The following is a 24,975-nucleotide window of genomic DNA, read 5'->3' on the forward strand; positions in this document are numbered from 1 at the left end:
ACCGCTCCACCCAGGATGTCCGCTTCCGCCACCGTCTGGCAGACCGCACGTTTCCGCATCGACCTGTCGCGCCCGCGCGTGATGGGCATCGTCAACGCCACGCCCGACTCGTTCTCCGATGGCGGGCGCTACCGTGACGCCGACGCGGCCCGGGCGCACTGCGACGCGCTGGTCGAGCAGGGCGTCGACATCCTGGACATCGGCGGCGAGTCCACCCGGCCCGGCTCGGTGGCGCCCGGCGTCGACGAGGAACTGGCGCGCGTGCTGCCCGTGGTGCGCCACGCCGTGACGCTGGGCGTTCCGGTCTCGGTCGACACGAGCAGCCCGGAGGTCATGCGCGCGGTGCTGGCGGCCGGGGCGGACATCGTCAACGACGTGCGCTCGCTGCTGCGCCCCGGTGCCCTCGAGGCGGTGGCGGCGCACCCGACGGCCGGCGTCTGCGTCATGCACATGCGCGGCGAGCCGGCCACGATGCAGTCGCTGACCGACTACGACGACGTCGTCGCCGAGGTCGCCGGCTTCCTGCGCGAGCGGGCGGCCGCGCTGGAGGCCGCCGGCATCGCGCGCGAGCGCATCGCCGCGGACCCCGGCGTCGGCTTCGCGAAGACCGCCGCGCACAACCTCGAGCTGCTGGCGCGCCAGCGCGAGCTGCTGGACCTGCAGATGCCGCTGCTGGTCGGCTGGTCGCGCAAGGGCACGCTCGGCCAGCTGACCGGCCGGCCGGCCGGCGAGCGCCTGGCGGCCAGCGTCGCCGCGGCGCTGATGGCCGTCGAGCGCGGGGCGCGCATCGTGCGCGTGCACGACGTCGGCGCCACCGTCGATGCGCTCAAGGTCTGGTCGGCGGTGGCCTGCTGCCGCCGCCCGGCCGCCTGAGCCGGCTCAAATCCACGCTTGCGGGGGCGCCGGGCGCCGCCGCCAACCGCGACAATCACCCCATGAGCAGAACCTATTTCGGCACCGACGGCATCCGCGGCACCGTCGGCCGCGCCCCGATCACGCCGGACTTCATGCTGCGCCTGGGCCACGCGGTCGGCCGCGTGTTGCGCCGCAGCAGCGCACGCCCGACGGTGCTCGTCGGCAAGGACACCCGCATCTCGGGCTACATGATCGAGTCGGCGCTGGAAGCCGGCTTTGCCTCGGCCGGTGTCGACGTGCTGCTGAGCGGCCCGCTGCCGACCCCCGGCGTCGCCTACCTGACGCGCGCGCTGCGGCTGGATCTGGGCGTCGTCATCAGCGCCTCGCACAACCCGTTCGCCGACAACGGCGTCAAGTTCTTCTCCGCCGCCGGCGAGAAGCTGCCCGACGAGTGGGAACGCGAGGTCGAGGCCGCGCTGCAGGAGCCGGCGCAGTGGGTCGACTCCGCCGGTCTGGGCAAGGCGCGCCGCCTCGCCGACGCCAGCGGCCGCTACATCGAGTTCTGCAAGAGCACCGTGCCGCACAGCCTGTCGCTGCGCGGGCTGAAGATCGTCGTCGACGCCGCGCACGGCGCCGCCTACCACGTCGCCCCCGACGTCTTCCACGAGCTCGGCGCCACGGTCGTGAAGATCGGTTGCGAGCCCGACGGCCTGAACATCAACGCCGGCGTCGGCGCGACCTCGCCGAAGGCGCTGGTGGCGGCCGTCGCCGAGCACTGCGCCGACTACGGCGTGGCGCTGGACGGCGACGCCGACCGGCTGCTGATGGTCGACGCCCAGGGCCGGCTCTACAACGGCGACGAACTGCTGTACGTGCTGGCCCACGACCGCCTGACGCAGGGCCAGGTGGTGCCGGGCGTCGTCGGCACGCTGATGACCAACATCGCCGTCGAGCAGGCGCTGCAGCGCCGCGGCGTGCCGATGGTGCGCGCCAAGGTCGGCGACCGCTACGTGCTCGAGGAACTGGCCGCGCGCGGCTGGCAGCTCGGCGGCGAAGGCTCCGGCCATCTGCTGGCGCTGGACCGCCACACCACCGGTGACGGCATCGTCAGCGCGCTGCAGGTGCTGCAGGCGGTGCGTCGCGCCGGCCGGCCGCTGGCCGCGCTGCTCGAAGGCGTGGACCTGTTCCCGCAGACGCTGCTCAACGTCCGCCTGCCCGAGGGCAGCGACTGGACGCGCAACGCCGCGCTGCAGGACGTGCGCGAGACCGTCGAGCGTGAACTCGGCGACGGTGGCCGGGTGCTGATCCGCGCCTCGGGCACCGAGCCGGTGCTGCGTGTGATGGTCGAGGCGCGCGACGGCGAACTGGGCCGCCGCTGCGCCGAGCGCCTGGCCGCGGCCGCCGTGCGCGGCTGAACGCACGACGAGCCGCGGGCCGGGAGGCCGGGCGGCTCGTCATCGTGCGACAGGGCCGCCTCGGGCGGCCCTTTTCAATCACTTCTTCGGCGGCATCAGCACGCGGTCGACGACGTGGATCACGCCGTTGGTCGCCGGCACGTCGGCCTTCTGCACCAGCGCCTCGTCGACGGTGACGAAGTCGCCGGCGTGCGAGACGGCGACCTTGGCGCCCTGCAGCGTCGCGACCTGGCCGTCCTTGACCTCGGCGGCCGTCACCTTGCCCGGCAGCACGTGGTAGCCGAGCACCGACTTCAGCAGTTCCTTGTTCGTCGACAGCTCGGCCATGGTCTTGGCCGGGACGGCCTTGAAGGCCTCGTCGCTGGGCGCGAAGACGGTGTACGGGCCGGCGCCGCGCAGCGTGTCGGCGAGGCCGGCTTCCTGGATCAGGCGGTTCAGCGTCGACAGCTCGGGCGTGCGCGCCGCGGTGTCGGCGATCGTCGTCGGCGCCGGCGTGGTGGCGCAACCGGCGAGCCAGGCCGAGGCGGTCAGCGCCAGGGCGCCGAGAAAGAGGCGGGGAGTGCGGGTCATCGAAAGGTCTCCGGTCTGAAGGGAAATCGTCCGGCGCAAGGCTAGGCGGCGTTCGTGACGTTCCCGTGACCTCCGCGTGACGGGATCGCGTCGATGACAGTCCTTTCGGCAGGTGTCACAGCGCCGTCACGAAGCCTTTCTAGAGTCCAGCCCGAACGTCAGGACCTCACCCCACCCTCCACAAGGTGCAATCGATGACTCTGAATCTGTCCCGCGGTATCGCGCTGGCCGCCACGATGGCGCTCGGCACCTCCTTCGCCTGGGCCCAGGACGTGACCGGCGCCGGCGCCTCGTTCCCCGCCCCGATCTACGCCAAGTGGGCCGACGCCTACAACAAGGCCACCGGCGTGCGCATCAACTACCAGTCGGTGGGCTCGGGTGCCGGCATGCGCCAGATCCGCGGCAAGACCGTCGACTTCGGCGCCAGCGACGCACCGCTGGCCGACGCCGAGCTCGCCAAGGACGGCCTGATCCAGTTCCCGACGGTGATCGGCGGCGTCGTGCCGGTGGTCAACGTCGCCGGCATCAAGCCGGGCCAGCTCAAGCTCACCGGCCAGGTGCTGGGCGACATCTACCTGGGCAAGGTCCAGAAGTGGAACGACCCGGCGATCGCCGCGCTGAACCCGGGCGTGTCGCTGCCCGACACCAAGATCGCCCCGGTGCGCCGCGCCGACGGCTCCGGCACCAGCTTCCTGTTCACCAACTACCTGTCGAAGGTGAACGCCGAGTGGAAGGCCAAGGTCGGCGAAGGCACGGCCGTGAACTGGCCGACCGGCGCCGGCGGCAAGGGCAACGAAGGCGTCTCGGCCTTCGTGCAGCGCCTGCCGAACTCGATCGGCTACGTCGAATACGCCTACGCCAAGCAGAACAAGATGGCGCACGTGCTGCTGAAGAACCAGGCCGGCAGCTTCGTCGCCCCGGACGACACCGCCTTCAAGGCCGCCGCCGCCGGTGCCGACTGGGCCAAGAGCTTCTATCAGGTGCTGACCGAGCAGCCCGGCAAGGACAGCTGGCCGATCACCGGCGCGACCTTCATCATGATGCACAAGGCGCAGGACAAGCCGGCCAGCGCGGCGGCCTCGCTGAAGTTCTTCGACTGGGCCTACACCAACGGCGACAAGATGGCCGAGGAACTCGACTACGTGCCGCTGCCGGCCTCGGTCAAGGACCTGATCCGCAAGCAGTGGGCGGCCGAGCTGAAGGACGGCGCCGGCAAGGCGATCGCCTTCAAGTAATCGCCTGTCCGATCGTCACGTCACCAGGGAACCGGAGCTCCTCTTGGCCGCTACACTCCCCGCGACTCCCTACGAGCAGGATCGCGACATGGCACGAGCGGCCCCGAAGGGCCAGCCGCCGCGCAAGCGGCGGGACGGTCCCTGGGCCGACGCGCTGTTCTCGGCGCTGGCCCATGGCGCCGCGCTTCTCACGCTGGCGCTGCTGGCCGGCATCATCATCTCGCTGCTGATCGGCGCTGCGCCGGCGATCCAGGAGTTCGGCCTGGGTTTCCTCTGGTCCAAGGACTGGGACCCGGTGCAGCAGAAGTTCGGCGGCCTGGTGATGATCTACGGCACGATCGCCACCTCGCTGATCGCGCTGCTGATCGCGGTGCCGGTGAGCTTCGGCATCGCGCTGTTCCTCACCGAGCTGGCGCCCAAGTGGCTGAAGCGGCCGCTGGGCACGGCCATCGAGCTGCTCGCCGCGGTGCCGTCGATCGTCTACGGCATGTGGGGTCTGCTGGTCTTCGGGCCGATCCTGGCCACCTACGTCCAGGGCCCGCTGCAGTCGCTCTTCGGCGAGGTGCCGGTGCTCGGCGCGCTGTTCAGCGGCCCGCCGGTGGGCATCGGCATCCTGTCGGCGGGGATCATCCTCGCGATCATGGTGATCCCGTTCATCGCCGCGACGATGCGCGACGTCTTCGACGTCACGCCGCCGCTGCTCAAGGAATCGGCTTACGGCCTGGGCGCGACGACCTGGGAGGTCGTCTGGAAGGTCGTGCTGCCCTACACCAAGACCGGCGTCGTCGGCGGCATCATGCTCGGCCTGGGCCGCGCGCTCGGCGAGACGATGGCCGTCACCTTCGTCATCGGCAACTTCAACCAGCTCGACTCGCTGTCGCTGTTCGAGGCCGCCAACAGCATCACCTCGGCGCTGGCCAACGAGTTCGCCGAAGCCGAGGCCGGCCTGCACCAGGCCTCGCTGATCTACCTGGGCCTCGTGCTGTTCCTCATCACCTTCGTCGTCCTGGCCTTCTCGCGCCTGCTGCTGGTGCGGCTGCGCAAGGGTGAAGGGAGCCGTTCATGAGCCTCGCCGACTCCTTCGGCGCCGGCCGCCTGGCCATGCACGCGCGGCGCAAGCGCGTCAACGTCATCGCGCTGACGCTGGCGCTGGCGGCGATGGCCTTCGGCGTCTTCTGGCTGGTCTGGATCCTCGTCGAGACCGTGCGCCTGGGCTATGCCGGGCTGACGCTGCAGGTCTTCACCGTCTCGACGCCGCCGCCGCTGGCCGAGACCGGCGGCCTGGCCAACGCCATCGTGGGCTCGCTGGTCATGGTCGGTCTGGCGACGCTGCTGGGCACGCCGATCGGCGTGCTCTGCGGCATCTACCTCTCCGAGTACGGCCAGCGCACCTGGCTGGGCCGCACCACCGAGTTCATCAACGACATCCTGCTGTCCGCGCCGTCGATCGTCATCGGCCTGTTCGTCTACTCGGCGGTGGTGGCGCACACCCGCAGCTTCTCGGCCTTCGCCGGCGTGCTGGCGCTGGCGCTGATCGTCATCCCGGTCGTCGTGCGCACGACGGCGACCATGCTCGGCCTGATCCCGAACTCGCTGCGCGAAGCCGCCTACGCGCTGGGCACGCCGAAGTGGAAGGTCATCGCCTCGGTGACGCTGAAGGCCTCGCTGGCCGGCGTCGTCACCGGCGTGCTGCTGGCGCTGGCGCGCATCTCCGGCGAGACCGCACCGCTGCTGTTCACCGCGCTGTCCAACCAGTTCTTCACGCTGGACGTCAGCCAGCCGATGGCCAGTCTGCCGGTGACGATCTTCAAGTTCGCGATGAGCCCCTACGAGAACTGGCAGAAGCTCGCGTGGGCCGGCGTCTTCCTCATCACGCTGGGCGTGCTCGGGCTGAACATCCTCGCCCGCGTGCTGTTCCGCAACAAGCAATAAGGCTCTCCGCGATGGACCGACCCGTCGACCTGCCGACCACCGAGAAGGTCAAGATCTCGGTGCGCGACCTGAACTTCTATTACGGCAACTTCCATGCGTTGAAGCGCATCAACCTCGACATCCCCGAGCGCAAGGTCACGGCCTTCATCGGCCCGTCGGGCTGCGGCAAGAGCACGCTGCTGCGCACCTTCAACCGCATGTTCGAGCTCTACCCGGAGCAGCGCGCCGAGGGCGAGATCCTGCTCGACGGCGAGAACATCCTCGGCAGCAAGACCGACGTCTCGCTGATCCGCGCCAAGGTCGGCATGGTGTTCCAGAAGCCGACGCCGTTCCCGATGTCGATCTACGACAACATCGCCTTCGGCGTGCGGCTGTTCGAGTCGCTGCCGCGCGTCGAGATGGACGAGCGTGTCGAGTGGGCGCTGAAGAAGGCGGCGCTGTGGAACGAGGTCAAGGACAAGCTCGGCCAGAGCGGCGCCGGCCTCTCGGGCGGCCAGCAGCAGCGCCTGTGCATCGCGCGCGGCATCGCCATCAAGCCCGAGGTGCTGCTGCTCGACGAACCCTGCTCGGCGCTGGACCCGATCTCCACCGGCAAGATCGAGGAGCTGATCCACGAGCTCAAGGCCGACTACACGGTGATGATCGTCACCCACAACATGCAGCAGGCGGCGCGCTGCTCCGACTACACCGCCTACATGTACCTCGGCGACCTGGTCGAGTTCGGCGCCACGACCGACATCTTCATGAAGCCGAAGAAGAAGGACACCGAGGACTACATCACCGGCCGCTTCGGTTGATGCCCCCCGCGTCGAGGACCCGACCATGACCGACAAACACCTTTCGACGCAATTCGACGCCGAGCTCAGCGGCATCTCCAACCGCGTGCTGGAGATGGGCGGCCTCGTCGAGGCCCAGGTCGCGCAGGCGATCTACGCGCTGACGCAGTTCAGCGGCGAGACCGCCTCGCAGGTGCTGCAGCAGGAGGAGCGGGTCAACCAGTTCGAGGTCGAGATCGACCGCGACCTGTCGGCGATCATCGCCCGCCGCCAGCCGACCGCGCGCGACCTGCGCCTGCTGATCGCCGTCAGCCGCACGATCGGCAACCTCGAGCGTGTCGGCGACGAGGCCGCGCGCATCGCGCGCACCGTGCAGCGCCTGATCAACACCGGCGTCTCCAGCCGGCTGCGCCTGCCGGTGGCCGACCTGGACTTCGAGGCCAACCTGGCGCTCGCCCAGCTGCGCAAGGCCCTCGACGCCTTTGCCCGCCTGGACACCGCGCGTGCGCTCGAGGTACTCAAGCAGGACGACCAGATCGACCAGGAGTTCGACGGCCTGCTGCGCAAGCTGATCACCTACATGATGGAAGACCCGCGCACGATCTCCTCGAGCATCGACCTGGTCTTCGTCGCCAAGGCCATCGAGCGGGTGGGCGACCACGCCAAGAACCTCGCCGAAGCCATCATCTACGTCGTCAAGGGCACGGACGTGCGGCACGCCTCGGTCGAGGCGGTCGAGAACGTCGTGCGCTGAGGCACAAGGAGGCACGATGAGCCACGTTCTCGTCGTCGAAGACGAATCGGCGATCGCCGAACTCATCTCGATCAACCTGCGCCACGCCGGCTACGAGGTCACGGTCGCCGCCACGGCCGACCAGGCCCAGGCCGCCGTCGACCGCGTGCTGCCCGACCTGGTGCTCGTCGACTGGATGCTGCCCGGCCAGAGCGGGCTGCAGCTGGCGCGCCGCTGGCGTGCCGAGACGCGCACGCGCGAGATCCCGATCATCATGCTGACGGCGCGCAACGAGGAGGCCGACAAGATCGCCGGCCTCGACGCCGGCGCCGACGACTACCTGACCAAGCCGTTCTCGCCGAAGGAGCTGCTGGCGCGCATGCGTGCCGTGCTGCGGCGCAAGGCGCCCGAGGCGCTGGACAGCCCGGTCGAGGTCGCCGGCCTGCGCCTGGACCCGGCCACGCGCCGCGTCACGCGCCGCGTCGACGGCGAGCTGCGCGAGGTCAAGATGGGCCCGACCGAGTTCCGCCTGCTGCACTTCCTGATGACGCACCCCGAGCGTGTGCACAGCCGCGCGCAGCTGCTCGACCGCGTCTGGGGCGACCACGTGTTCATCGAGGAGCGCACGGTCGACGTGCACGTCAAGCGCCTGCGCGAGGCGCTGGCGCCGGCGCAGTGTTCGGCGCTGATCGAGACCGTGCGTGGTGCGGGCTACCGCATGACGCAGCAGCTGGGCAGCGTCGCCGCCTGATCCCTCATGGGTGCACTGCTGTCGCGCGCCGTCTGGGCGATGCTCGCCGGCGCGCTCGGTGCGCTGGTCGGTGACGTCGTCGGGCGCTCCGTCGGCCAGCCCGGCCTGGGCGCGCCGCTGGGCGCCGCCTTCTTCGCTGCGCTGGCGGCCGCGGTCGAGGGCTGGCGCGGCCGGCGTCTGCTGGGCTGGCTGCGCGGCGACCAGGCGCGTGGCGCGCCGCGCGATACCGGTTTCTGGGGTGAGCTCGGCTACCGGGTCGAGCGCGCGCTGCGCCAGCGCGAGGCGCAGATCGAACGCGAGCGCGAGCGCCTGGAGCAGTTCCTGTCGGCGATCGAGGCTTCGCCCAACGGCGTCATGCTGCTCGACGCCGGCGGCCAGATCGAGTGGTGCAACTCGGTGGCCGCCGACCACTTCGGCCTCGACCCGGTGCGCGACCGGCGCCAGCGCGTCACCAACCTCGTGCGCCAGCCGGCCTTCGTGCAGTTCCTGCAGGCCGGCGACTTCTCCGACACGCTGTCCCTCGTCGACCCGCTGGGCCGGCGCAGCTTCTCGGTCATCGTGCGCGAGTACGGCGAAGGCCTGCGCCTGGTGCTGTCGCTGGACGTCACCGAGCGCGAACGGGCCGACGCGATGCGGCGCGACTTCGTCGCCAACGTCTCGCACGAGATCCGCACGCCGCTGACGGTGCTCGCCGGCTTCGTCGAGACCATGGCCTCGCTGCCGCTGACGCCGGTCGAGCGCGAGCGTGTGCTCAAGCTGATGGCGCAGCAGACCGACCGCATGCAGGCCCTGGTGGCCGACCTGCTGACGCTGGCGCAGCTCGAAGGCAGCCCGCGGCCGCCGCCGGACCGCTGGTCATCGGTGTCCGCGCTGCTGCGCCGCGCCGAGGCCGACGGCCGCGCGCTGTCGGCCGGCCGCCACGAGATCGACGCCGCCGGCGGCGAGGACTTCGAGATCGCCGGCAGCGAGACCGAGCTGCTCAGCGCGATCGGCAACCTCGTCGGCAACGCCGTGCGCTACACGCCCGAAGGCGGCCGCATCGACCTGCGTTTTCACGCCCGCGACGACGGCAGCGCCGAGATCGAGGTCGCCGACACCGGCGTCGGCATCGCGCGCGAGCACCTGCCGCGGCTGACCGAACGTTTCTACCGCGTCGACGGCAGCCGCTCGCGCGAGACCGGCGGCACCGGGCTGGGGGCTGTCGATCGTCAAGCACGTCGTGCAGCGCCACGGCGGCGAGATCGACGTGCGCAGCGAGCCCGGCAAGGGCTCGTGCTTCAGGCTGGTGTTCCCGGCGGCGCGGCTGCGTCAGCGTGTCGCGGCGGCCGCCTCGCCGGCCGCGGTCGGCTGACGCCGGTACAGCGCCAGGCGTTCACCGCGGTCGTTCATGCGCTGGAAGGTGGCGACGTGCTGCCAGCCGGCCGGCGCCGGCGGCGCCTTCAGGCCCCGCACGCGGTACAGCAGATGCCCGCAGTCGCCGCCGGCGGCGTCGGGCCGGGCGTCGACGCGGTAGCGGCCGAAGACCTCCAGCGCCGCGACCGCGACCGCCGGCGCCGCCGGTGCCGCGAGGCAGCTGCCGGCGGGCAGGTGATGCTGCATCTGCTCGATCTCGGGCCGCGAGCTGCGCGCGTAGTCCAGCGGCGCACGCCACAGCGTCATCATCAGCAGCCAGCACAGCGCCACGCCGCCGGCCGGGATGACCATGCTCTTCCACAGCGCCTCGCGGTGGCGGCCGGTGCGCCAGCGCAGCAGCCACAGCCAGGCCAGCGTGCCGGCCGCGGCGAAGGCCAGCTCGACGGGTTCGAAGCGCACCGTGAAGCCCGGCACCAGGCGCAGCGCGTTGGCCGCCGGCTTGGCCGGCACGCCGGTCTGCATCGCGACGTAGAAGAACCAGATCGCGACCGCCCCGAACGTGAAGAAGAACATCGAGAACCAGTCGATCGCCGCCGAGCTCGCGCGCTTGAGCGTCGGCAGCGCGAACGCCGCCAGCACCGCCAGCCCGGGGATGGCCAGCATCAGCACGCGGTCGTTCATGTTCGTGGCGATGGCCGAGACCATCGCGACGACGACCGTGACCAGCGGCACCGAGATGTGGCGGTGCGTCAGGTGGCGGCGCCACTGCCACAGCGTCCACAGCACCAGCGGCCAGGCCGGCCACAGGAACCAGGCCCACTGGCGCGCCAGCGTCGCGGGGTCGTCGGCGTCGGGCCAGGAGGCGCGCCAGTGCCAGGCGCCCAGCCAGGCGGCCAGCGCCGCCGAGGCCAGCGTCGCCGCGGCCACCCAGGGCACGAAGCGGCGCACGCTGTCGTAGGCCGAGCGCCAGCAGACCAGCATGCCGCCCAGGCCGACACCCAGCGCAAGCGACGGCGCGCCGCTGCCGGCCAGCACCAGCAGCGCGGCGACGACGGCCACGCGCGGCTGCCAGCGCCGGAACGGCGCGATCGCCAGCGCGAGCATGAACAGGCCCATGCCGACCAGCTGCCCGAGCTCGGGCGTCGTCTCGTGGCCCAGCTGCAGCAGGCCCAGCGTGGCGATCAGCGCCAGCAGCGCGCCGTCGGCGATCGCGCGCGCGTAGTCCACCGGGTCCGCCTCGCCGCCGAAGGCGAAGGCCACCGGCTGCGCCGCCTGGGTGCGGGCGAGGTAGTAGGTGGTGTACCAGACCAGCACCATCGCCAGCGCCAGCAGCAGCGCGAACGGGATGCGCGCGGCGAAGGCGCCGTCGCCGAACAGCGGCCCCAGCCACTGGATCGCCAGCGCGCCCAGCCAGTGCGGCAGCAGCGCCGCGTCGGCGCCCACGCCGCCGAGTGTCGGTGACAGCCAGGTCGTGCGGCCCTCGGCGATGGCTGCCATCACGCCGTAGGCGACGAGGTCGGCGTTGCGCCAGGGGTCGCGATGGAAGACGCCCGGCAGCACGTAGGCCGCGCAGAACACCAGCAGGGCCAGCCGCGGCAGGGAGCGTGCGCCGCGCTGGGTGACGAGGGCGGGATTGGGGCTGCTCACCGGGGGACGATGATGCTTGAAGACGGCCGGAAAAAGAAAAGGCAGCCGAGGCTGCCTTGTCCTGCGGGGGCCGAGAGCCGGCCCCGGCGGGCATGCCTCACTTCTTGAGGCCGATGCGCGCGAACTTGTTGCGGAACTTCTCGACGCGGCCGCCCAGGTTGTCCACGCTCTTTTGCGTACCGGTGTAGAACGGGTGCGTCTCGCTCGTCGTTTCGAGCTTCACCAGCGGCAGTTCACGGCCGTCGTCCAGCTTGATCGTTTCCTTGGTCTGAACGCACGAACGCGTCACGAACTTGAAGCCGTTGGACAGGTCCTGGAAGCAGACCTCGCGGTAGTTCGGGTGGATGCCTTCTTTCATGGTGCCTCTCGAGTGCAGGTGTGGCAGCCACGCCGAAACATCGGCGCACTTGCCCGGTGGCGGAAAAACCGCTGATTCTAGCGTGAAACGGGGCCCCTTGGGGCCCCGTGTGCGCGCCCGGGGCGCGCGGAAGACGACTCGAGCCGGTCCGGCTCACCCGCCTCTTCGCATCATGTCGAAGAAGTCCAGGTTGTTCTTGGTCGCCTTCATCTTGTCGAGGATGAACTCCATCGCCTCGATCTCGTCCATCGGGTAGAGCAGCTTGCGCAGGATCCAGGTCTTCTGGAGGATCTCCGGCTTGAGCAGCAGCTCCTCGCGGCGGGTGCCCGACTTGTTGATCAGGATCGACGGGTAGACGCGCTTCTCGGCCATGCGGCGATCGAGGTGGATCTCGCAGTTGCCGGTGCCCTTGAACTCTTCGTAGATCACCTCGTCCATGCGGCTGCCGGTGTCGATCAGCGCGGTGCCGATGATCGTCAGCGAGCCGCCTTCCTCGACGTTGCGCGCGGCACCGAAGAAACGCTTCGGGCGCTGCAGCGCGTTGGCGTCGACGCCGCCGGTCAGCACCTTGCCCGACGAGGGCAGGACGTTGTTGTAGGCGCGGGCCAGGCGGGTGATCGAGTCGAGCAGGATCACGACGTCCTTCTTCAGCTCGACCAGGCGCTTGGCGCGCTCGATCACCATCTCGGCGACCTGCACGTGGCGCGCGGCGGGCTCGTCGAAGGTCGAGCTGATGACCTCGCCGCGCACGGTGCGCAGCATCTCGGTCACTTCCTCGGGCCGCTCGTCGACGAGCAGCACGATCAGGTGCACCTCGGGGTGGTTGGCGACGATGGCGTGCGCCAGGTGCTGCATCATCACCGTCTTGCCGGTCTTGGGCTGGGCGACGAGCAGCGCGCGCTGGCCTTTGCCGATCGGGGCGATGAGGTCGATGATGCGACCGGTGATGTTCTCCTCGCCCTTGAGGTTGTCGCGCTCGAGCTTGAACTGCTCTTTCGGGAAGAGCGGCGTCAAGTTCTCGAACATGATCTTGTGCTTGCTCTCCTCCGGGGTCACGCCGTTGACGCGGTCGACCTTCACGAGGGCGAAGTAGCGCTCGCCGTCCTTGGGTACCCGCACCTCGCCTTCGACCATGTCGCCGGTGTGCAGGTTGAAGCGGCGGATCTGGCTCGGCGACAGGTAGATGTCGTCGGTCGAGGCCATGTAGCTGGCTTCGATCGAGCGCAGGAAGCCGAAGCCGTCGGGCAGGACTTCGAGCACGCCGTCGCCGAAGACCTGTTCACCGGCCTTCGCGCGCTTTTTCATGATCGCGAACATCAGCTCCTGCTTGCGCAGGCGGGCGACGTTCTCGATTTCCAGCGCTTCGCCCATCTTGATGAGCTCGGAGACGTGCTGCGCTTTCAGTTCGGACAGATGCATGGGTCGAGACCCTGGTCACGCGTGGCGCGTGCCCGTGGTCGGGGCAGGGCGCCGAGGCGTCGAGAGGCTGAAGGGGGGAGCCTGGCCCGCGAATCGCTGCCGATCAGGAGGCCGGCGGGTGAGCCGGCGGCAGCGGGGCGGGGGGCGTACCGTCGGCGCCGGCGAGCGTGCTGCTCAGGCGCCGATCGGACGCATTATAGATGGCTGTCGATGAAGGCCGACAGTTGTGCCTTGGAAAGCGCGCCGACCTTGGTCGCGGCGAGCTGGCCGCCCTTGAAGATCATCAGCGTCGGGATGCCGCGGATGCCGAACTTGGCCGGCACTTCGCGGTTCTCGTCGACGTTCATCTTGGCGATCTGCAGGCGGCCGTCGTAGGCCGGCGCCAGTTCGTCGAGCACCGGGGCGATCATCTTGCAGGGGCCGCACCACTCGGCCCAGTAGTCGACGAGGACGGGCTTGTCGGACTGCAGGACGTCGCTGGAGAACGACGCATCGGTGACGTGCTTGATCAATTCGCTGCTCATGGGGATTGGTCTCCGGGTGCCGCGGTGAGGCCGGCAGGCGGGCGCTGGGAGGGAGGACGGCCCGCAGCGGACGGCGGGCAGGGCCGGCGGATTCTTGCACAAAGCCCCGGCGGCGCCGTGCCGCCTGCGGCTATCGCCGCGATAGCCCAGGGGCGCGGCGGCGCCCACGAACTGGGCGCGATTCGCCCGGCACATCGGGTTATCGTGCCGGCCGTCCGCGGATTCCAATCGCCAACATGTCCAACCCCGTTCCAGCCACGGAGGCGACGCCGCGCGCGGGTGCGGTGCGCCACTTCGGCTCCTACCAACTGCTGCGGCTCGTCGGCAAGAGCGAGCGCACGATGGCCTGGCGGGTCGCCGACACGCGGGGCGGGCGCGAGCTGCTGCTGCTGCTGCCCAGGGCGCAGCCGGCCGACCTCGCGGCGCTCGAACGCTGGACCGAGACCGTGCAGCGTGCCTCGCGGCTGCAGCATCCCCATCTGGCCGTCGCCGTGGACATCGGCGTCCAGGACGGCTGGCCCTATGTCGCCTACGACGCCGACGATCTGGCCACGCTGGGCGAGCGCGTCGGCCCGCAGGGCCTGCCGGCGTCCGAATGCGCCGGGATCTTCGTGCAGCTGCTGGCCGGGCTGGCCTTCGCGCACCAGGCCGGCGTCGCGCACCAGGATCTGCAGGGTTTTGCCGTGCTGGCCGACGACCAGGGCCGCGTGCGGCTGGCCGGGCTCGAGGTCGCCGCCCCGACCGGTGCGGCGCCGACGCTGGCCGGCCAGCGTGACGCCTCCCAGCGCGACGTTCTCGCCGCCGGCCTGCTGCTGCACCATGCGCTGGCCGGCCAGCACGCGCTGGACGAGCCCGACACCGGCCGCGTCGTCGAACGCCTGCCGCCGCTGGGGCGGGAGATCGTCCGCCTGCCCTGGGCGACCGCGCAGCTGGTGCCCGAGCCGCTGCGCGCCATCGTCAACCGCGCCACCGACCGCCAGGAGCGCCAGCGTTACCGCACCGCCCGCACGCTGTCGCGGGCGCTCGAAGGCTGGATCGAGACCGAGGCCGGCGGCGGCGGCGCGCTGGCGCTGCTGTCCGACCGGCTGCGCGCCGCCGGCGTGCTGCCGGCGCAGCCCGGTGCCGCCGGGCGGCTGAACCGGCTGGGCGCGATGGAGCGCCAGCGCACCGACGAGATCGCCGAGGTCGCGCTGCAGGATCTGGCGCTGGCCTTCGAGCTGCTGCGCGCCGTCAACACCGCCCACGTGCGTGGTGCCCAGGTCTCGGGCAGCGGGCCGGTGCTGACGGTGCGCCGCGCGATCGCGATGCTGGGCATCGACGGCGTGCGCCGCGCGGCGACCGCGCTGCGCCCCTGGCCGGGGCCGCTGTCCGAGCACGCCGCGGCCGACCTGCTGCAGCTGATCGCCCAGGTCAAGCGCGCCGGGCGCATCGCCGCGGCGCTGCGCCCGGCGGGTTACGACGCCGAGGTCGTGACGCTGCTCGCGATGCTGCAGAACCTCGGCCGGCTGGTGCTGCAGTACCACTTCCCCGACGAGGCGCAGCAGATCCGCCGCCTGATGCTGCCGGCACCGGGCGCCGAGCGCGAGACCCGGGCATGAACGAGCAGGCTGCGGCCTTCGCCGTGCTGGGCATCGACGTCGAGTCGCTGGGACTCGCCGTCGCCCGCCACTGGGGCCTGGACGACACGGTGCTGCACATGATCCGCCGGCTGCCGCTGGAGACGCCGGTGCGCCATGCCGACGACGACACCGAGCTGCTGCGCCAGGTCGCCAGCGCCGGCAACGAGATCGTCGACGTGCTCGCGACGGCGGGGGCGGCGAGCGGCCCGGCGCTGCAGCGCGTCGCGCTGCGTTACGCGCGTGCGCTGGGGCTGTCGGCCAAGGAGCTGCAGGACGCGGTCGCGGCCTCGTTGCGCCCGGCCGGCGCCGAGCCGCCGCCGGCGCGCCCGGCCGCGACGGGTGGCCGCGCGTGACACCCGGGGCCCGCGTCGGGCGCTTCGAGCTGCGCCGTGAACTCGGCCGCGGGGCCCAGGCCAGCGTCTGGCTGGCCCACGATCCCCGGCTCGACCGCGAGGTCGCGCTCAAGCTGCTCAACGCCGGCGCCGGCGGCAGCGATGTCGATGCCTGGCTGCACGAGGCGCGCAGCGTCAGCCGTCTGAGCCACCCGAACGTCGTGCCGGTCTTCGAGGCCGACCGCCACGGCAGCCAGCCGTACTTCGTCTTCGAGTACGTGCCGGGCCGCACCCTGGCCGAGACGCTGCGCGAGCGCGGCGCGCTGCCGGCGCGCGAGGCGGTGACGCTGATGCTGGGCATCCTCGACGCGCTGGCTGCGGCGCACGCCCAGGGCATCGTGCACCGCGACCTCAAGCCGTCGAACGTGCTGCTCGGCGAGGACGGCCGGCCGCGGGTGATGGACTTCGGCATCGCCACCCGGCTGGATGCCGGCGGCGCCCACCGCGGCGTCATCGTCGGCACGCCGGGCTATCTGTCGCCCGAGGCGGCGCGCGGCGAACGCCCGACCCCGGCGCTCGACGTCTTCTCCGCCGGCGTCGTGCTCGGCGAGATGCTGGGCGGCACGCGGCTGCTGCCCGAGCGCGACCCGCGCCGGGCGATCGAGCGTGTGCAGCACGAGGACCTCGACATCCCGGCGCAGGCGCCGGTGGAGGACACGCTGCGTGCCGCCGTGCGCCGCGCGCTCGAACGCGACACCCGCCTGCGTTACGCCTCGGTGCAGGAACTGCACGCGGCGCTGACGCGCTGGCTGGACCCGGACACCGACGCCGAGTCGCCGGCCGCGGCCGGCCACGGCACGCTGGACTTCCTGCTGCGCCGCATGCGCCGCAAGGGCGACTTCCCGGCGCTGTCGGAGTCGGTGGTGCGCATCCAGCGCGTGGCCACCTCCGAGACCGACACGCTGGCGCGGCTGTCGGCCGAGATCCTCAAGGACGTCGCGCTGACCAACAAGCTGCTGCGTGTCGTCAACACCGCCCACTTCAGCACCGCCGGCGGCGCCGTCAGCACGGTCTCGCGCGCCGTCGCGCTGGTCGGCTTCGCGACGATCCGCGACATGGCGTTGTCGCTGGTGCTGCTCGAGCACATGCGCGACAAGGCGCACGCCAGCCAGCTCAAGGAGGAGTTCCTGCGGGCGCTGATGGCCGGCACGCTGGCCGACGAGCTGAGCGCCGGCGCGCGCGACGGCGAGGAGACCTTCCTCGGCTCGATGTTCCAGAACCTCGGCCGCATGCTGACCGAGTACTACTTCCCCGAGGAGGCCGAGCAGATCCGCGGCCTGCTCGACGGCCGCGACGCGCCGGCCCGGGTGCACGAGGCGGCGGCCGCACGGGTGCTGGGCATCGGCTTCGAGGAGCTGGGCGTCGGCATCGCGCGCTCCTGGGGGCTGCCCGAGACGCTGCTGCGCACGATGCGCGCGCCCGAGGGCGAGGCGCCCGCGCGCCCGGTCGAGCGCGGCGTCGAGCGCCAGCGCTGGCTCGGCCGGCTGGGCAACGAGATGGCCGACGCGATGCTGTTCCTCGAGCCCGAGGCGCTGCCCGAGCGCCTGGCCGAGCTCGGCGCGCGCTACGCGCCGGGGCTGGGCATGGCCGCGCGCGACATCGTCAAGGCTGCCGACACCGCGCGCCAGCGCCTGGCCGAACTGGTGCCGGCGATGGGCGTGCAGACCGCACGCGGCGCGCGCGCGCGGCGGCTGCTGCAGGCGCAGGCCCCGGCCGAGGAGGCCGACACGCTGTCCGCCCTGCAGCTCGACGCCCAGACCGTGGCCGTGGCGCAGGACACCCAGGGCCGCGTCGCGCCGGCGCCGCCGGCGATGGTCGACGTGCTCGCCGCCGGCATCCAGGACATCACCAACACCATGGTCGCCGACGACTTCCGGCTCAACGAGGTGCTGCGCATGGTGCTGGAGACCATGTACCGGGCGCTGGACTTCCGCCGCATCGTCTTCTGCCTGCGCGACCCGAAGACCGAGACGCTGACCGGCCGCTTCGGGCTGGGCGAAGGCGTCGACGCGGTGAGCCGCGTCTTCCGCGTGCCGCTGCGCCCCGGCCCGACGCCGGACCTGTTCGCCGCCGTCTGCGCCAAGGGCATGGACACGCTGATCGCCGACGCCACCGCCGCCAACATCGTCGCCCGGCTGCCGGCCTGGTATCGCGAGCAGGTGGCGGCGCCGTCGTTCCTGCTGCTGCCGATGACGCTGAAGAACTCGACCTTCGCGCTGATCTACGCCGACAAGGCCGAGCCCGGCACGCCCGGGCTCGGCGAGAAGGAACTGGCGCTGCTGCGCACGCTGCGCAACCAGGCGGTGATGGCCTTTCGCCAGCGCGGCTGAGCGCCGCCTCGCGGCGGCGCCGTCGCCGTCACTCGTCGTGGCCGGAGACGCTCGCGGTGATGTCGTTCACCGTGCCTTCGTCGACGAAGCTCAGGACCGCCTTCTGGCCGCTGGCGCCGGTCGACAGGACCACGAAGGTGCGCGGGGCCCTGTCGTAGTCGACGTTGTCGTCGACCCAGGTGCCGGAGTTGAGGTAGCACTTGCCGCCGCCCAGGTCGCGGTATGAGGGCACGTGGGTGTGGCCGAAGACGACGACGTCGACGTTCTCGTCGGGGTTCTCGAGGTACTGCGCGCGGGCCTGGGCGTAGAAGTACTCGTACTTGATCGCGCCCTTGACCGCGCTGACGAAGCTGCTGGGCACCTTCACGCCGTTGAGCGTCTGCCGGTCGGCCCAGGTGCGCTGGATGTTGCGGAACAGCACCGGCGCGGTGATCGTGCCGTCGGCCTGCTGCGCCGGATAGAAGTCCAGATAGCTGTAGCGGTCGTTGAAGCCGCAGATGCGCATGTCGAAGATCTTTTCCTCGACGCCCTGGTAGGGCGTCATGCGCGTCGAGATGTCCCTCAGCACCGAGTGGTAGAGGAAGGCCCCGTACTGGTCCACGTCCGACTCGTCGGGGATGTTCGTGACCGTCGGCAGGATCTTCGGCACGCTGGGCTTGTCCTGCAGCACCCAGGTGGCGGCGTAGCGCGCGTAGAAGTAGCCGGCGGGCAGGAAGGTGTCGGCGTTGCCGCAGAGCTCGGCATTGGTCAGCGTGTCCGGCGCCGAGAACACGTCGTAGCGGTGGCCGTGCTCGATGACGATCTCGCGGCGGTCGCCGGTGTAGTAGGCGCCGAGCCCGCGGACGTCGCGGGCCTGCACCAGGCGCGGGATCGCGGCCTGCAGCACGGCGGCTTCGAGCGTCAGGTCGTGGTTGCCGGGCACGTAGACCAGCCGGATGCCGCTGGAGATCACCCGGTTCAGTTCCTTGAAGACCTCGACGTTGTTCGCGATGACGTCCCGGTAGAACTGCACCTGGTCGGTGTGGCTCGGGTAGTCGACCGGCAGGAACCATTCGTCGAGGAAGTCCCCGGCGATGACCAGCTCGCGCACGTCCCGGGTGTTCTGCAGGCACTGCAGGAACCTGACCAGCAGCGGCCGGTTGTCCAGCGTCTCGGTGTAGCGGTCGTCGATGCCCAGGTGCAGATCGCTGATGACGACGATCTTGTCGCGGCTGCTGCCGGCGGCCCACAGCGGGGTGGCGTCCGACGCCGGTTCGGAGCCGTCGTCCCAGCAGCCGGAGAGATTCAGCGTCGCGAGGCACGCGCCGGTGCCGGCGCCGAGGGTCTTGAGGAAGTTTCTGCGGGAGAAAGTCATGTGGACCTCCGACAACCGGCGGGTGTCTTCTGAAGATATGCTCCAAATGCTAGCGCGCACCCCTGCGGGAAATTGCGGGTGCACTTCAGCGGTCGGCTTTTGCACTCAAAAGCGGTTTTTCGGGCGGGGCTTTGAAATCCCGCGGCGAATACTCCGGAATTCGCCGTCGCGGCCTTATCCGGGTATGTCGTGAACAGTTCCCGAATCCTCTGTCGGGTTGTCCTCGGGGTGTTCGCGGCTTGCGCTCGGACAACACCCCGCGGGCCGCTCTAGATCAGCAGCCGGACGCGGAACGAACCGTTCTCGACGCGGTACAGCAGCTCCGCGTCGTGTGTCTTGGCGAAGGCCGCGACGCTCCGGCTGCCGATGCCATGGCCTTCGCGCCGCACGACCGGCTGGCCGGCGTCGTCGAGCGCGGTGTCGGCGCTGCAAGAGTTCTCGATCTCGAGCAGCAGCCGTCCGGCGTTGCGGGCGATGAAGCGCAGGTAAGGCGTCTGCCCCTCGGGCAGGCGCGTGCAGGCCTGCAGCGCGTTCTCCATCAGGTTCGACACCACCATCGACAGCGCCAGCGCGTCGACCTTCAGTTCGGCCGGCACCTCGAGGCTGATCTCGGTGCGGATGCCGGCCTGCTCGGCGAGGCCGGCGTAGTGGCTGACCGCCGCGTTCACCACCGGGTTCTCGCAGAACACCCTGGCGAGTTCGGGCGCCGGCCGGTCCTCGCTGCGCAGCAGGGCGGTGGCTTCGGCCGTCTGGCCGCGCTCGAGCAGGCCTTGCAGCACGTGGTTGAAGTGGCGACGGTCGTGCGCCGCGCGGCTGTTCTGCAGCGCCGCCGTTTCCATCAGCTGCAGCCGCGCCGCCATGCCCGTCGTCGCCAGCTGCAGATACTGGCGCTCGGCCGCGATCACGAGGTGGTGTTCACGCATCCGGTACTGCGCCGTGATCGTCTTCAGCGAATGCACGATGGCGACGTAGATCGACAGGCCGAGCAGGGTCAGCAAGAACAGCGGCGAGCCGTTGTCCGTCAGCATCTGCTGGATGTCGCCGCCGAAGAAGTGGCCGAGAAAACACAGCAGCAGCGCCGTCGCCGGCAGGATGTAGACCGGCCAGTTGTCCAGCACCCGCCGGTACAGCGCCGACACCCAGCGGCGAAAGGCCAGGATCACCGCCGCGAACAGGAGAAAGCGCAGCAGCGTGTTGCCGTACTCTGGATCGGGCAGCACCGCCCGGAAGTAGTAGCTGAGGAAGACGATCGCCGCGTAGATATTGATCATGGTGATGTAGCTGAAACACCACTGCATGACGCTGTCGCTGAACAGCGGTTTCATCACGATGGCGATGACGAGCAGCATCGCCAGATCGACGTAGAAGACCGCGGTGTAGTCTCCGTTCAGATAGAAGTAATAGTTCGCGCCGAGGTTCGCCGCCAGAATCAGTGCCGTCGCCGCGATGTAGATTCTCTTGTCGCGATACTTCGGCATCGCCATCGTGCACAGCAGCAGTATCAGCATGACGTCGGTGACGAGCGCCCGTAGCAGATCCGGAAAATGCTCGCTCAAGGCCGCCCCGCCAGATCATCCAGGTACGCGTCGCGCACCGCCGCGTAGCGTTTTTCGGCGATCGGCACGAGCTTGCCGTGGCGCAGCGAGAAGCTGTCCCGGCTGAAGCGCTCGACGTGGCGCAGGTTGACGACGTAGGCCGCGTGGCACTGCACGAAGCGGCGGTCCTCGAGCAGCGGCGCGCAGTGCTCCGCGAAACTCTCGCGGAAGGTCCGGCTGACGATCCGGTCGCCGTCCCTGAGGGTGACGGCGGCGGTGTGATCCTGGTATTCGCAGCAGGCGATGTCGGCCAGCCGCAGCACACGCAGGCCGTCGCCGCTCTTCACCCTGAAGGTCCGGTCATCGTGCACGTCGGCCTTGGCGACGGCCAGCGCCAGCGCCTCGAACAGCGGCGCCTCGGCGATCGGCTTGACGAGGTAGGCCAGCGGCTGGGCGGCATAGGCGCGCAGCGCGAACTGCGGCTCGGTCGTGGTGTAGACGATCTGCGCCTCGCGGTCGACGCGGCGGATCTCCTGGCCGAGCTCCAGGCCGCTGACCATCGGCATGACGATGTCCAGCAGGTAGAGGTGAAAGCTCTTCGTCGCGAGGGCGTCGAGCAGCGCGTCGGGGTGGGCGAAGGTGCTGACCTCCGCGTCGAGCTCGTGCTCGCCGAGGTAGCGGCGAGTCAGCGACGACAGGTGTTCCAGTTCGTCCGGGACGTCGTCGCAAATCGCTATTCGGATCATCGGTTCGGCCGTCGCGCCGCGAGGGCGGTCGCCCATTGTCGCGGCATGCCCCGGTCGCCGTGGCGAAATCTGGTGCAACGGGCGGACGAACGGCGGCCGTGTCCGGTGCCGGGGCGTCGGCCGCGTCTTGTTTCGCGGCGGCGCATTGCCTCGCGGTAATAGCGTGAGACGCCAACGCGAACGGTGAACGAAAAAAGGCCCGCCAGTGGCGGGCCCGTGACGTCGGTCGACGTGGGGGTCAGAACTTGTAGCCGACGCCGAAGGTGAAGCCGTCGACCTTGATGTCGTCCTTGTTGTAATAGCGCATGTAATCCAGCACGCCGTACACGTTCTTCGAGAAGGTGTACTTCACGCCGGCGCCGAACGAGAAGTCGTTGTCGCTGTCCGAGGCGCTGCCGTAGCCGACGACCGTCGCCTTGACCTTGCTTTCGGCGAAGCCGATGCGGCCGAACAGTTCCAGGCCCTCGGCGACCTCGACCTTCGGCTTGACGTACAGGCCGTAGGTGCGCTGAACCTTCAGCTTGAGGGTTTCGCCTTCGAAGCTGACCGAATCGTCGGAAGTGCCGAGGCCCAGCATGGCTTCGATGGCGACATTCGGGTGGATTTCGTAGCCGAGGATGCCGCGGATCATGCCGAAGTCGAGGTCGACGCCGGCGACGTCGGCGTTCAGCATCGAATAGCCCACTTCGCCGTAAATCGGCGAGGCATTCGTTTGAGCTTGCGCGGCGCCGCAGGCCAGAACGGCGGCGGCGATCATTGCGATCTTCTTCATTGTTTCCCTGTGATTTTTTGGCTGCAGGTCGAAAGCCTGCAGGGCCGCGAAATTACAGATAGAAACGGCGAACGTCAACGCCCGGCCAGAGGGCAGGGGGCTGTGTCATGTCGACTTTTTGATCCGTGTCAGGGTGCGTAAATCGCAGCCCCGGTGCGCCATCGGCGGCGCGCAATGGCGGGCCGGCTGGCGTCAGAGAGGGAGGGTGACGAGCCTTACCCCCGGCACTGGTTGCAACGCTTAGGGCTGCTTGGTTCCCCACCTGACCCGGTTGGGCGCGCTCCCATGCGGGGAGGCCCGTCACGGCGCATTCTAGCCGCAGTGCGCGGCCGGCCCGACGGTGCCCAGGTGGCACCGCGGGCCATGGCCTCGTCAGCGCAGCTGCAGCGCGTCGTCGCCCCACTCGATGCCCAGCGGCTCGACGCTCAGGCGCTTCGGACCGGCCTCGACACGGCCGGCGACGAGGGCCTCGATGCCCTGGGCGCGCGCGATCTCGACGGTGCGCTCGGCGTCCGCGGCGGCGACGTAGAGCGCGAAGCCCGCGCCCATGTTCAGCGTGCCGTAGGCCTCGGCGTCGTCCTGGCCGGCGTGGCGCTGGATGAAGGCCAGCACCGGCGTCACCTTGGGCACTGCCGTGATGCGGTAGGTGAAGCTGCCCGGGTGACGCAGCAGCTTGCGCCAGCCGTGGCCGGTGATGTTGGCGGCGTAGCGCACACGCACGCCGGCGGCGGCCAGCGCTTCGGTGACCGGCGAATAGAGCGTCGTCGGCGCGAGCAGCGCGTCGCCGTACGTCAGGCCCGGTTCGACCTCGGTCAGGTAGCCCTCGGGCAGGCGCTCGACCAGCTTGCGCGCCAGGCTCAGGCCGTTGGCGTGGATGCCGCTGGAGGCCAGCAGCACGATGGCGTTGCCCGGTTCCAGCTCGTCGCCCAGCGACAGGCGCTGCTTCGGGTTGACGATGCCGGTGCACGAGGCGGCCAGGTCGATGCGGCCGCTCTCGACGATGCCGGCCAGCGCCGGCGTCTCGCCGCCGCCCCAGGCGACGCGGCAGGTGTCGCAGGCGGCCTTCCAGCCGGCCACCAGCGCCTGCGCGCGTTCGGCGTCGCCGAACCAGTCGCTGCCGCCGGCGGCCCAGTAGGCCTGCACGACCAGCGGCGTGGCGCCGACGGTGATCAGGTCGTTGACCGCCATCGCGATCGTGTCCTGCGCGATTGCCGAGTAATAGCTGCGGCCGGTGAGCTTGTGCATCTCGTCGGCGACCAGGGCCTTGCTGCCCAGGCATTCGACGATGCTGGCGAGGTAGAACGGGCCGACGTCGACGACGTAGGCGGATTCGCCGCGCGAGGCCTTCACCTCGGTGAAGCCGTGGCCCGCGAGATGCGGGGCGGTGGCGGCGGCGGCGCGCTGCGCGGCCACTTTGAGCGGGTCGATCAGGTCGTAGACGACGCCGGACTGCTCGTAGCTCAGCGGAGTGTTGGCGGGTGCTTGCATGGGCCGGGATTATCGCCCCCCGCCCGTAGAATGGCCCGGTGAGCTACGTCGTCCTCGCGCGCAAATACCGTCCCCGCAGCTTCGACCAGATGGTCGGCCAGGAGCACGTCGTCCGTGCGCTGAGCAACGCGCTGGAGCAGCAGCGGCTGCACCACGCCTACCTCTTCACCGGCACGCGCGGCATCGGCAAGACCACCGTCTCGCGCATCCTGGCCAAGAGCCTGAACTGCACCGGGCCCGACGGCACCGGCGGCATCACCGCGCATCCCTGCGGCGTCTGCAGCGCCTGCACCGAGATCGACGCCGACCGCTACATCGACTACATCGAGCTCGACGCGGCCAGCAACCGCAGCATCGACGAGATCCGCGACCTGATCGAGCGCGCCGCCTACAAGCCCGGCATCGGCCGCTTCAAGGTCTTCATGATCGACGAGGCGCACCAGCTCACGAAGGACGCCTTCAACGCGCTGCTGAAGACGCTGGAGGAGCCGCCCGAGTACCTGAAGTTCGTGCTCGCGACGACCGACCCCGAGAAGATGCTGCCGACGGTGCTGTCGCGCTGCCTGCAGTTCAACCTGCGGCCGATGGCGCCGCAGACCGTGCACGAGCACCTGCAGAAGGTGCTGGCCGCCGAGCACGTGCCGCACGACGAGCCCTCGCTGCGCCTGCTGTCGCGCGCCGCGCGCGGTTCGATGCGCGACGCGCTGTCGCTGACCGACCAGGCCATCGCCTACGGCGGCGGGCGTGTCGACGAAGCCGTGGTGCGCGCCATGCTCGGCAGCGTCGATCGCGGCCATGCACGCCGGCTGGTCGAGGCGCTGGCCGCACGCGACGGCGCCGCGGTGCTGGCCACCGTCGACGCGCTGCGTGCGATGGGGCTGTCGGCCTCGGCGACGCTGGAGGAGCTGGCCTCGCTGCTGCAGCAGATGGCCGTCGAGCAGGCCGTGCCCGGCGCGCTGGATGCGCAGGACCCGGACACCGAGGACGCGCGTGCGCTGGCCGGCGTGCTGCCGCCCGACGAGACGCAGCTGCTCTACAGCATTGCGCTGCACGGCCGCAGCGAGTTGGCGCTGATGAGCGACGAGTACGGCGCGCTGACGATGGTGCTGCTGCGCCTGCTGGCCTTCCCGCCGGCCGGCGCCGCGCCGGTGCCGCCGCGCGAAGCGCCGCG

Annotated in this window: 22 protein-coding genes, 1 other RNA gene and 1 pseudogene; 13 read left to right on the forward strand and 11 right to left on the reverse strand. The window is 70.5% G+C overall.

The annotated features are described in order from the left end of the window. Positions 1-15: 15 nt before the first annotated feature. Together folP and glmM are read left to right on the forward strand one after the other, a co-directional pair. Entirely contained in the window at positions 16-873 is an 858-nt protein-coding gene (gene folP, locus RBXJA2T_RS09580) for a dihydropteroate synthase (protein WP_009857154.1), read from the forward strand. A 62-nt stretch (positions 874-935) separates the two neighbouring features. Then, positions 936-2,270: a phosphoglucosamine mutase gene (gene glmM / locus RBXJA2T_RS09585; RefSeq protein WP_009857155.1), complete on the forward strand. Its 1,335-nt coding sequence runs from the start codon at positions 936-938 to the stop codon at positions 2,268-2,270. 78 nt (positions 2,271-2,348) lie between these two features. Here glmM and RBXJA2T_RS09590 read toward each other — a convergent pair whose 3' ends face one another. Further along, the gene (locus RBXJA2T_RS09590) at positions 2,349-2,840 is read right to left on the reverse strand and encodes a fasciclin domain-containing protein (RefSeq protein WP_009857156.1); all 492 of its coding nucleotides are present in this window, start codon (positions 2,838-2,840) and stop codon (positions 2,349-2,351) included. Between the two features lie 194 nt (positions 2,841-3,034). Here RBXJA2T_RS09590 and pstS point away from each other — a divergent pair, with 194 nt between their 5' ends. The 7 genes and pseudogenes from pstS to phoR all read left to right on the forward strand — a co-directional run bounded on the left by pstS (position 3,035) and on the right by phoR (position 9,618). Next, on the forward strand, positions 3,035-4,075 hold the full coding sequence (gene pstS / locus RBXJA2T_RS09595; protein WP_009857157.1) for a phosphate ABC transporter substrate-binding protein PstS: 1,041 nt from the start codon (positions 3,035-3,037) through the stop codon (positions 4,073-4,075). Between the two features lie 88 nt (positions 4,076-4,163). Further along, positions 4,164-5,141 carry a phosphate ABC transporter permease PstC gene (gene pstC / locus RBXJA2T_RS09600; protein ID WP_009857158.1) on the forward strand — a complete coding sequence of 326 codons (978 nt, stop codon included), beginning with the start codon at positions 4,164-4,166 and terminating at the stop codon, positions 5,139-5,141. Further along, positions 5,138-6,007 (forward strand): phosphate ABC transporter permease PstA, encoded by an 870-nt coding sequence (gene pstA, locus RBXJA2T_RS09605; RefSeq protein ID WP_009857159.1) that lies wholly within the window; start codon positions 5,138-5,140, stop codon positions 6,005-6,007. The genes pstC and pstA overlap by 4 nt, the downstream gene beginning before the upstream one ends. 11 nt (positions 6,008-6,018) lie before the next feature. Continuing rightward, positions 6,019-6,804, forward strand: a complete 786-nt coding sequence (pstB, locus tag RBXJA2T_RS09610; RefSeq protein ID WP_009857160.1) for a phosphate ABC transporter ATP-binding protein PstB — start codon at positions 6,019-6,021, stop codon at positions 6,802-6,804. Positions 6,805-6,829: 25 nt separating this feature from the next. After that, positions 6,830-7,537 (forward strand): phosphate signaling complex protein PhoU, encoded by a 708-nt coding sequence (gene phoU / locus RBXJA2T_RS09615; protein ID WP_009857161.1) that lies wholly within the window; start codon positions 6,830-6,832, stop codon positions 7,535-7,537. 16 nt (positions 7,538-7,553) lie between these two features. After that, positions 7,554-8,267, forward strand: a complete 714-nt coding sequence (phoB, locus tag RBXJA2T_RS09620; RefSeq protein ID WP_009857162.1) for a phosphate regulon transcriptional regulator PhoB — start codon at positions 7,554-7,556, stop codon at positions 8,265-8,267. Between the two features lie 6 nt (positions 8,268-8,273). Then, a pseudogene (gene phoR, locus RBXJA2T_RS21015) lies at positions 8,274-9,618 on the forward strand (phosphate regulon sensor histidine kinase PhoR). Here the strand turns inward: phoR and RBXJA2T_RS09630 are convergent. The 4 genes from RBXJA2T_RS09630 to trxA all read right to left on the reverse strand — a co-directional run bounded on the left by RBXJA2T_RS09630 (position 9,576) and on the right by trxA (position 13,568). After that, a complete protein-coding gene (locus tag RBXJA2T_RS09630) occupies positions 9,576-11,267 on the reverse strand; it encodes a glycosyltransferase family protein (RefSeq protein WP_009857166.1) in 1,692 nt (563 codons plus the stop codon). The pseudogene phoR and the gene RBXJA2T_RS09630 sit on opposite strands and share 43 nt — an antisense overlap. A gap of 97 nt (positions 11,268-11,364) precedes the next feature. Continuing rightward, on the reverse strand, positions 11,365-11,625 hold the full coding sequence (locus tag RBXJA2T_RS09635; RefSeq protein WP_009857167.1) for a type B 50S ribosomal protein L31: 261 nt from the start codon (positions 11,623-11,625) through the stop codon (positions 11,365-11,367). 153 nt (positions 11,626-11,778) lie between these two features. Further along, complete coding sequence (rho, locus tag RBXJA2T_RS09640; protein WP_009857168.1) at positions 11,779-13,044, reverse strand: transcription termination factor Rho; 1,266 nt, start codon at positions 13,042-13,044, stop codon at positions 11,779-11,781. A 194-nt stretch (positions 13,045-13,238) separates the two neighbouring features. After that, positions 13,239-13,568: a thioredoxin TrxA gene (trxA, locus tag RBXJA2T_RS09645; RefSeq protein ID WP_009857169.1), complete on the reverse strand. Its 330-nt coding sequence runs from the start codon at positions 13,566-13,568 to the stop codon at positions 13,239-13,241. Between the two features lie 236 nt (positions 13,569-13,804). Here trxA and RBXJA2T_RS09650 point away from each other — a divergent pair, with 236 nt between their 5' ends. The 3 genes from RBXJA2T_RS09650 to RBXJA2T_RS09660 are packed head-to-tail and all read left to right on the forward strand — an operon-like array spanning position 13,805 to position 17,909. Further along, positions 13,805-15,166 carry an HDOD domain-containing protein gene (locus tag RBXJA2T_RS09650; RefSeq protein ID WP_039956608.1) on the forward strand — a complete coding sequence of 454 codons (1,362 nt, stop codon included), beginning with the start codon at positions 13,805-13,807 and terminating at the stop codon, positions 15,164-15,166. Next, positions 15,163-15,540: a hypothetical protein gene (locus RBXJA2T_RS20715; RefSeq protein ID WP_039956609.1), complete on the forward strand. Its 378-nt coding sequence runs from the start codon at positions 15,163-15,165 to the stop codon at positions 15,538-15,540. The genes RBXJA2T_RS09650 and RBXJA2T_RS20715 overlap by 4 nt, the downstream gene beginning before the upstream one ends. Then, positions 15,537-17,909 (forward strand): serine/threonine protein kinase, encoded by a 2,373-nt coding sequence (locus RBXJA2T_RS09660; protein ID WP_009857170.1) that lies wholly within the window; start codon positions 15,537-15,539, stop codon positions 17,907-17,909. The genes RBXJA2T_RS20715 and RBXJA2T_RS09660 overlap by 4 nt, the downstream gene beginning before the upstream one ends. A gap of 28 nt (positions 17,910-17,937) precedes the next feature. Here RBXJA2T_RS09660 and RBXJA2T_RS09665 read toward each other — a convergent pair whose 3' ends face one another. The 6 genes from RBXJA2T_RS09665 to RBXJA2T_RS09685 all read right to left on the reverse strand — a co-directional run bounded on the left by RBXJA2T_RS09665 (position 17,938) and on the right by RBXJA2T_RS09685 (position 23,804). Further along, a complete protein-coding gene (locus RBXJA2T_RS09665; RefSeq protein WP_029718803.1) occupies positions 17,938-19,263 on the reverse strand; it encodes a metallophosphoesterase in 1,326 nt (441 codons plus the stop codon). A gap of 269 nt (positions 19,264-19,532) precedes the next feature. Beyond that, the gene (locus tag RBXJA2T_RS09670; RefSeq protein WP_009857172.1) at positions 19,533-20,819 is read right to left on the reverse strand and encodes a sensor histidine kinase; all 1,287 of its coding nucleotides are present in this window, start codon (positions 20,817-20,819) and stop codon (positions 19,533-19,535) included. Further along, positions 20,816-21,544 carry a LytR/AlgR family response regulator transcription factor gene (locus RBXJA2T_RS09675; RefSeq protein ID WP_029718802.1) on the reverse strand — a complete coding sequence of 243 codons (729 nt, stop codon included), beginning with the start codon at positions 21,542-21,544 and terminating at the stop codon, positions 20,816-20,818. Before RBXJA2T_RS09675 ends, RBXJA2T_RS09670 begins: the two co-directional genes overlap by 4 nt. Positions 21,545-21,782: 238 nt before the next feature. Further along, entirely contained in the window at positions 21,783-22,301 is a 519-nt protein-coding gene (locus RBXJA2T_RS09680) for a porin family protein (protein ID WP_237704876.1), read from the reverse strand. 219 nt (positions 22,302-22,520) lie between these two features. Beyond that, positions 22,521-22,618: signal recognition particle sRNA small type (gene ffs / locus RBXJA2T_RS19785), an RNA gene on the reverse strand. Positions 22,619-22,688: 70 nt separating this feature from the next. Then, positions 22,689-23,804: an AIR synthase-related protein gene (locus RBXJA2T_RS09685; RefSeq protein WP_009857175.1), complete on the reverse strand. Its 1,116-nt coding sequence runs from the start codon at positions 23,802-23,804 to the stop codon at positions 22,689-22,691. 38 nt (positions 23,805-23,842) lie between these two features. On the opposite strand from RBXJA2T_RS09685, the gene dnaX reads away from it, so the two are divergent. Continuing rightward, positions 23,843-24,975 (forward strand): DNA polymerase III subunit gamma/tau (gene dnaX / locus RBXJA2T_RS09690; protein WP_009857176.1); only part of this gene is annotated, 1,133 nt, incomplete at its 3' end.

It is taken from the genome of Rubrivivax benzoatilyticus JA2 = ATCC BAA-35 (assembly GCF_000190375.1).
Taxonomy (GTDB): Bacteria; Pseudomonadota; Gammaproteobacteria; order Burkholderiales; family Burkholderiaceae_C; genus Rubrivivax; species Rubrivivax benzoatilyticus.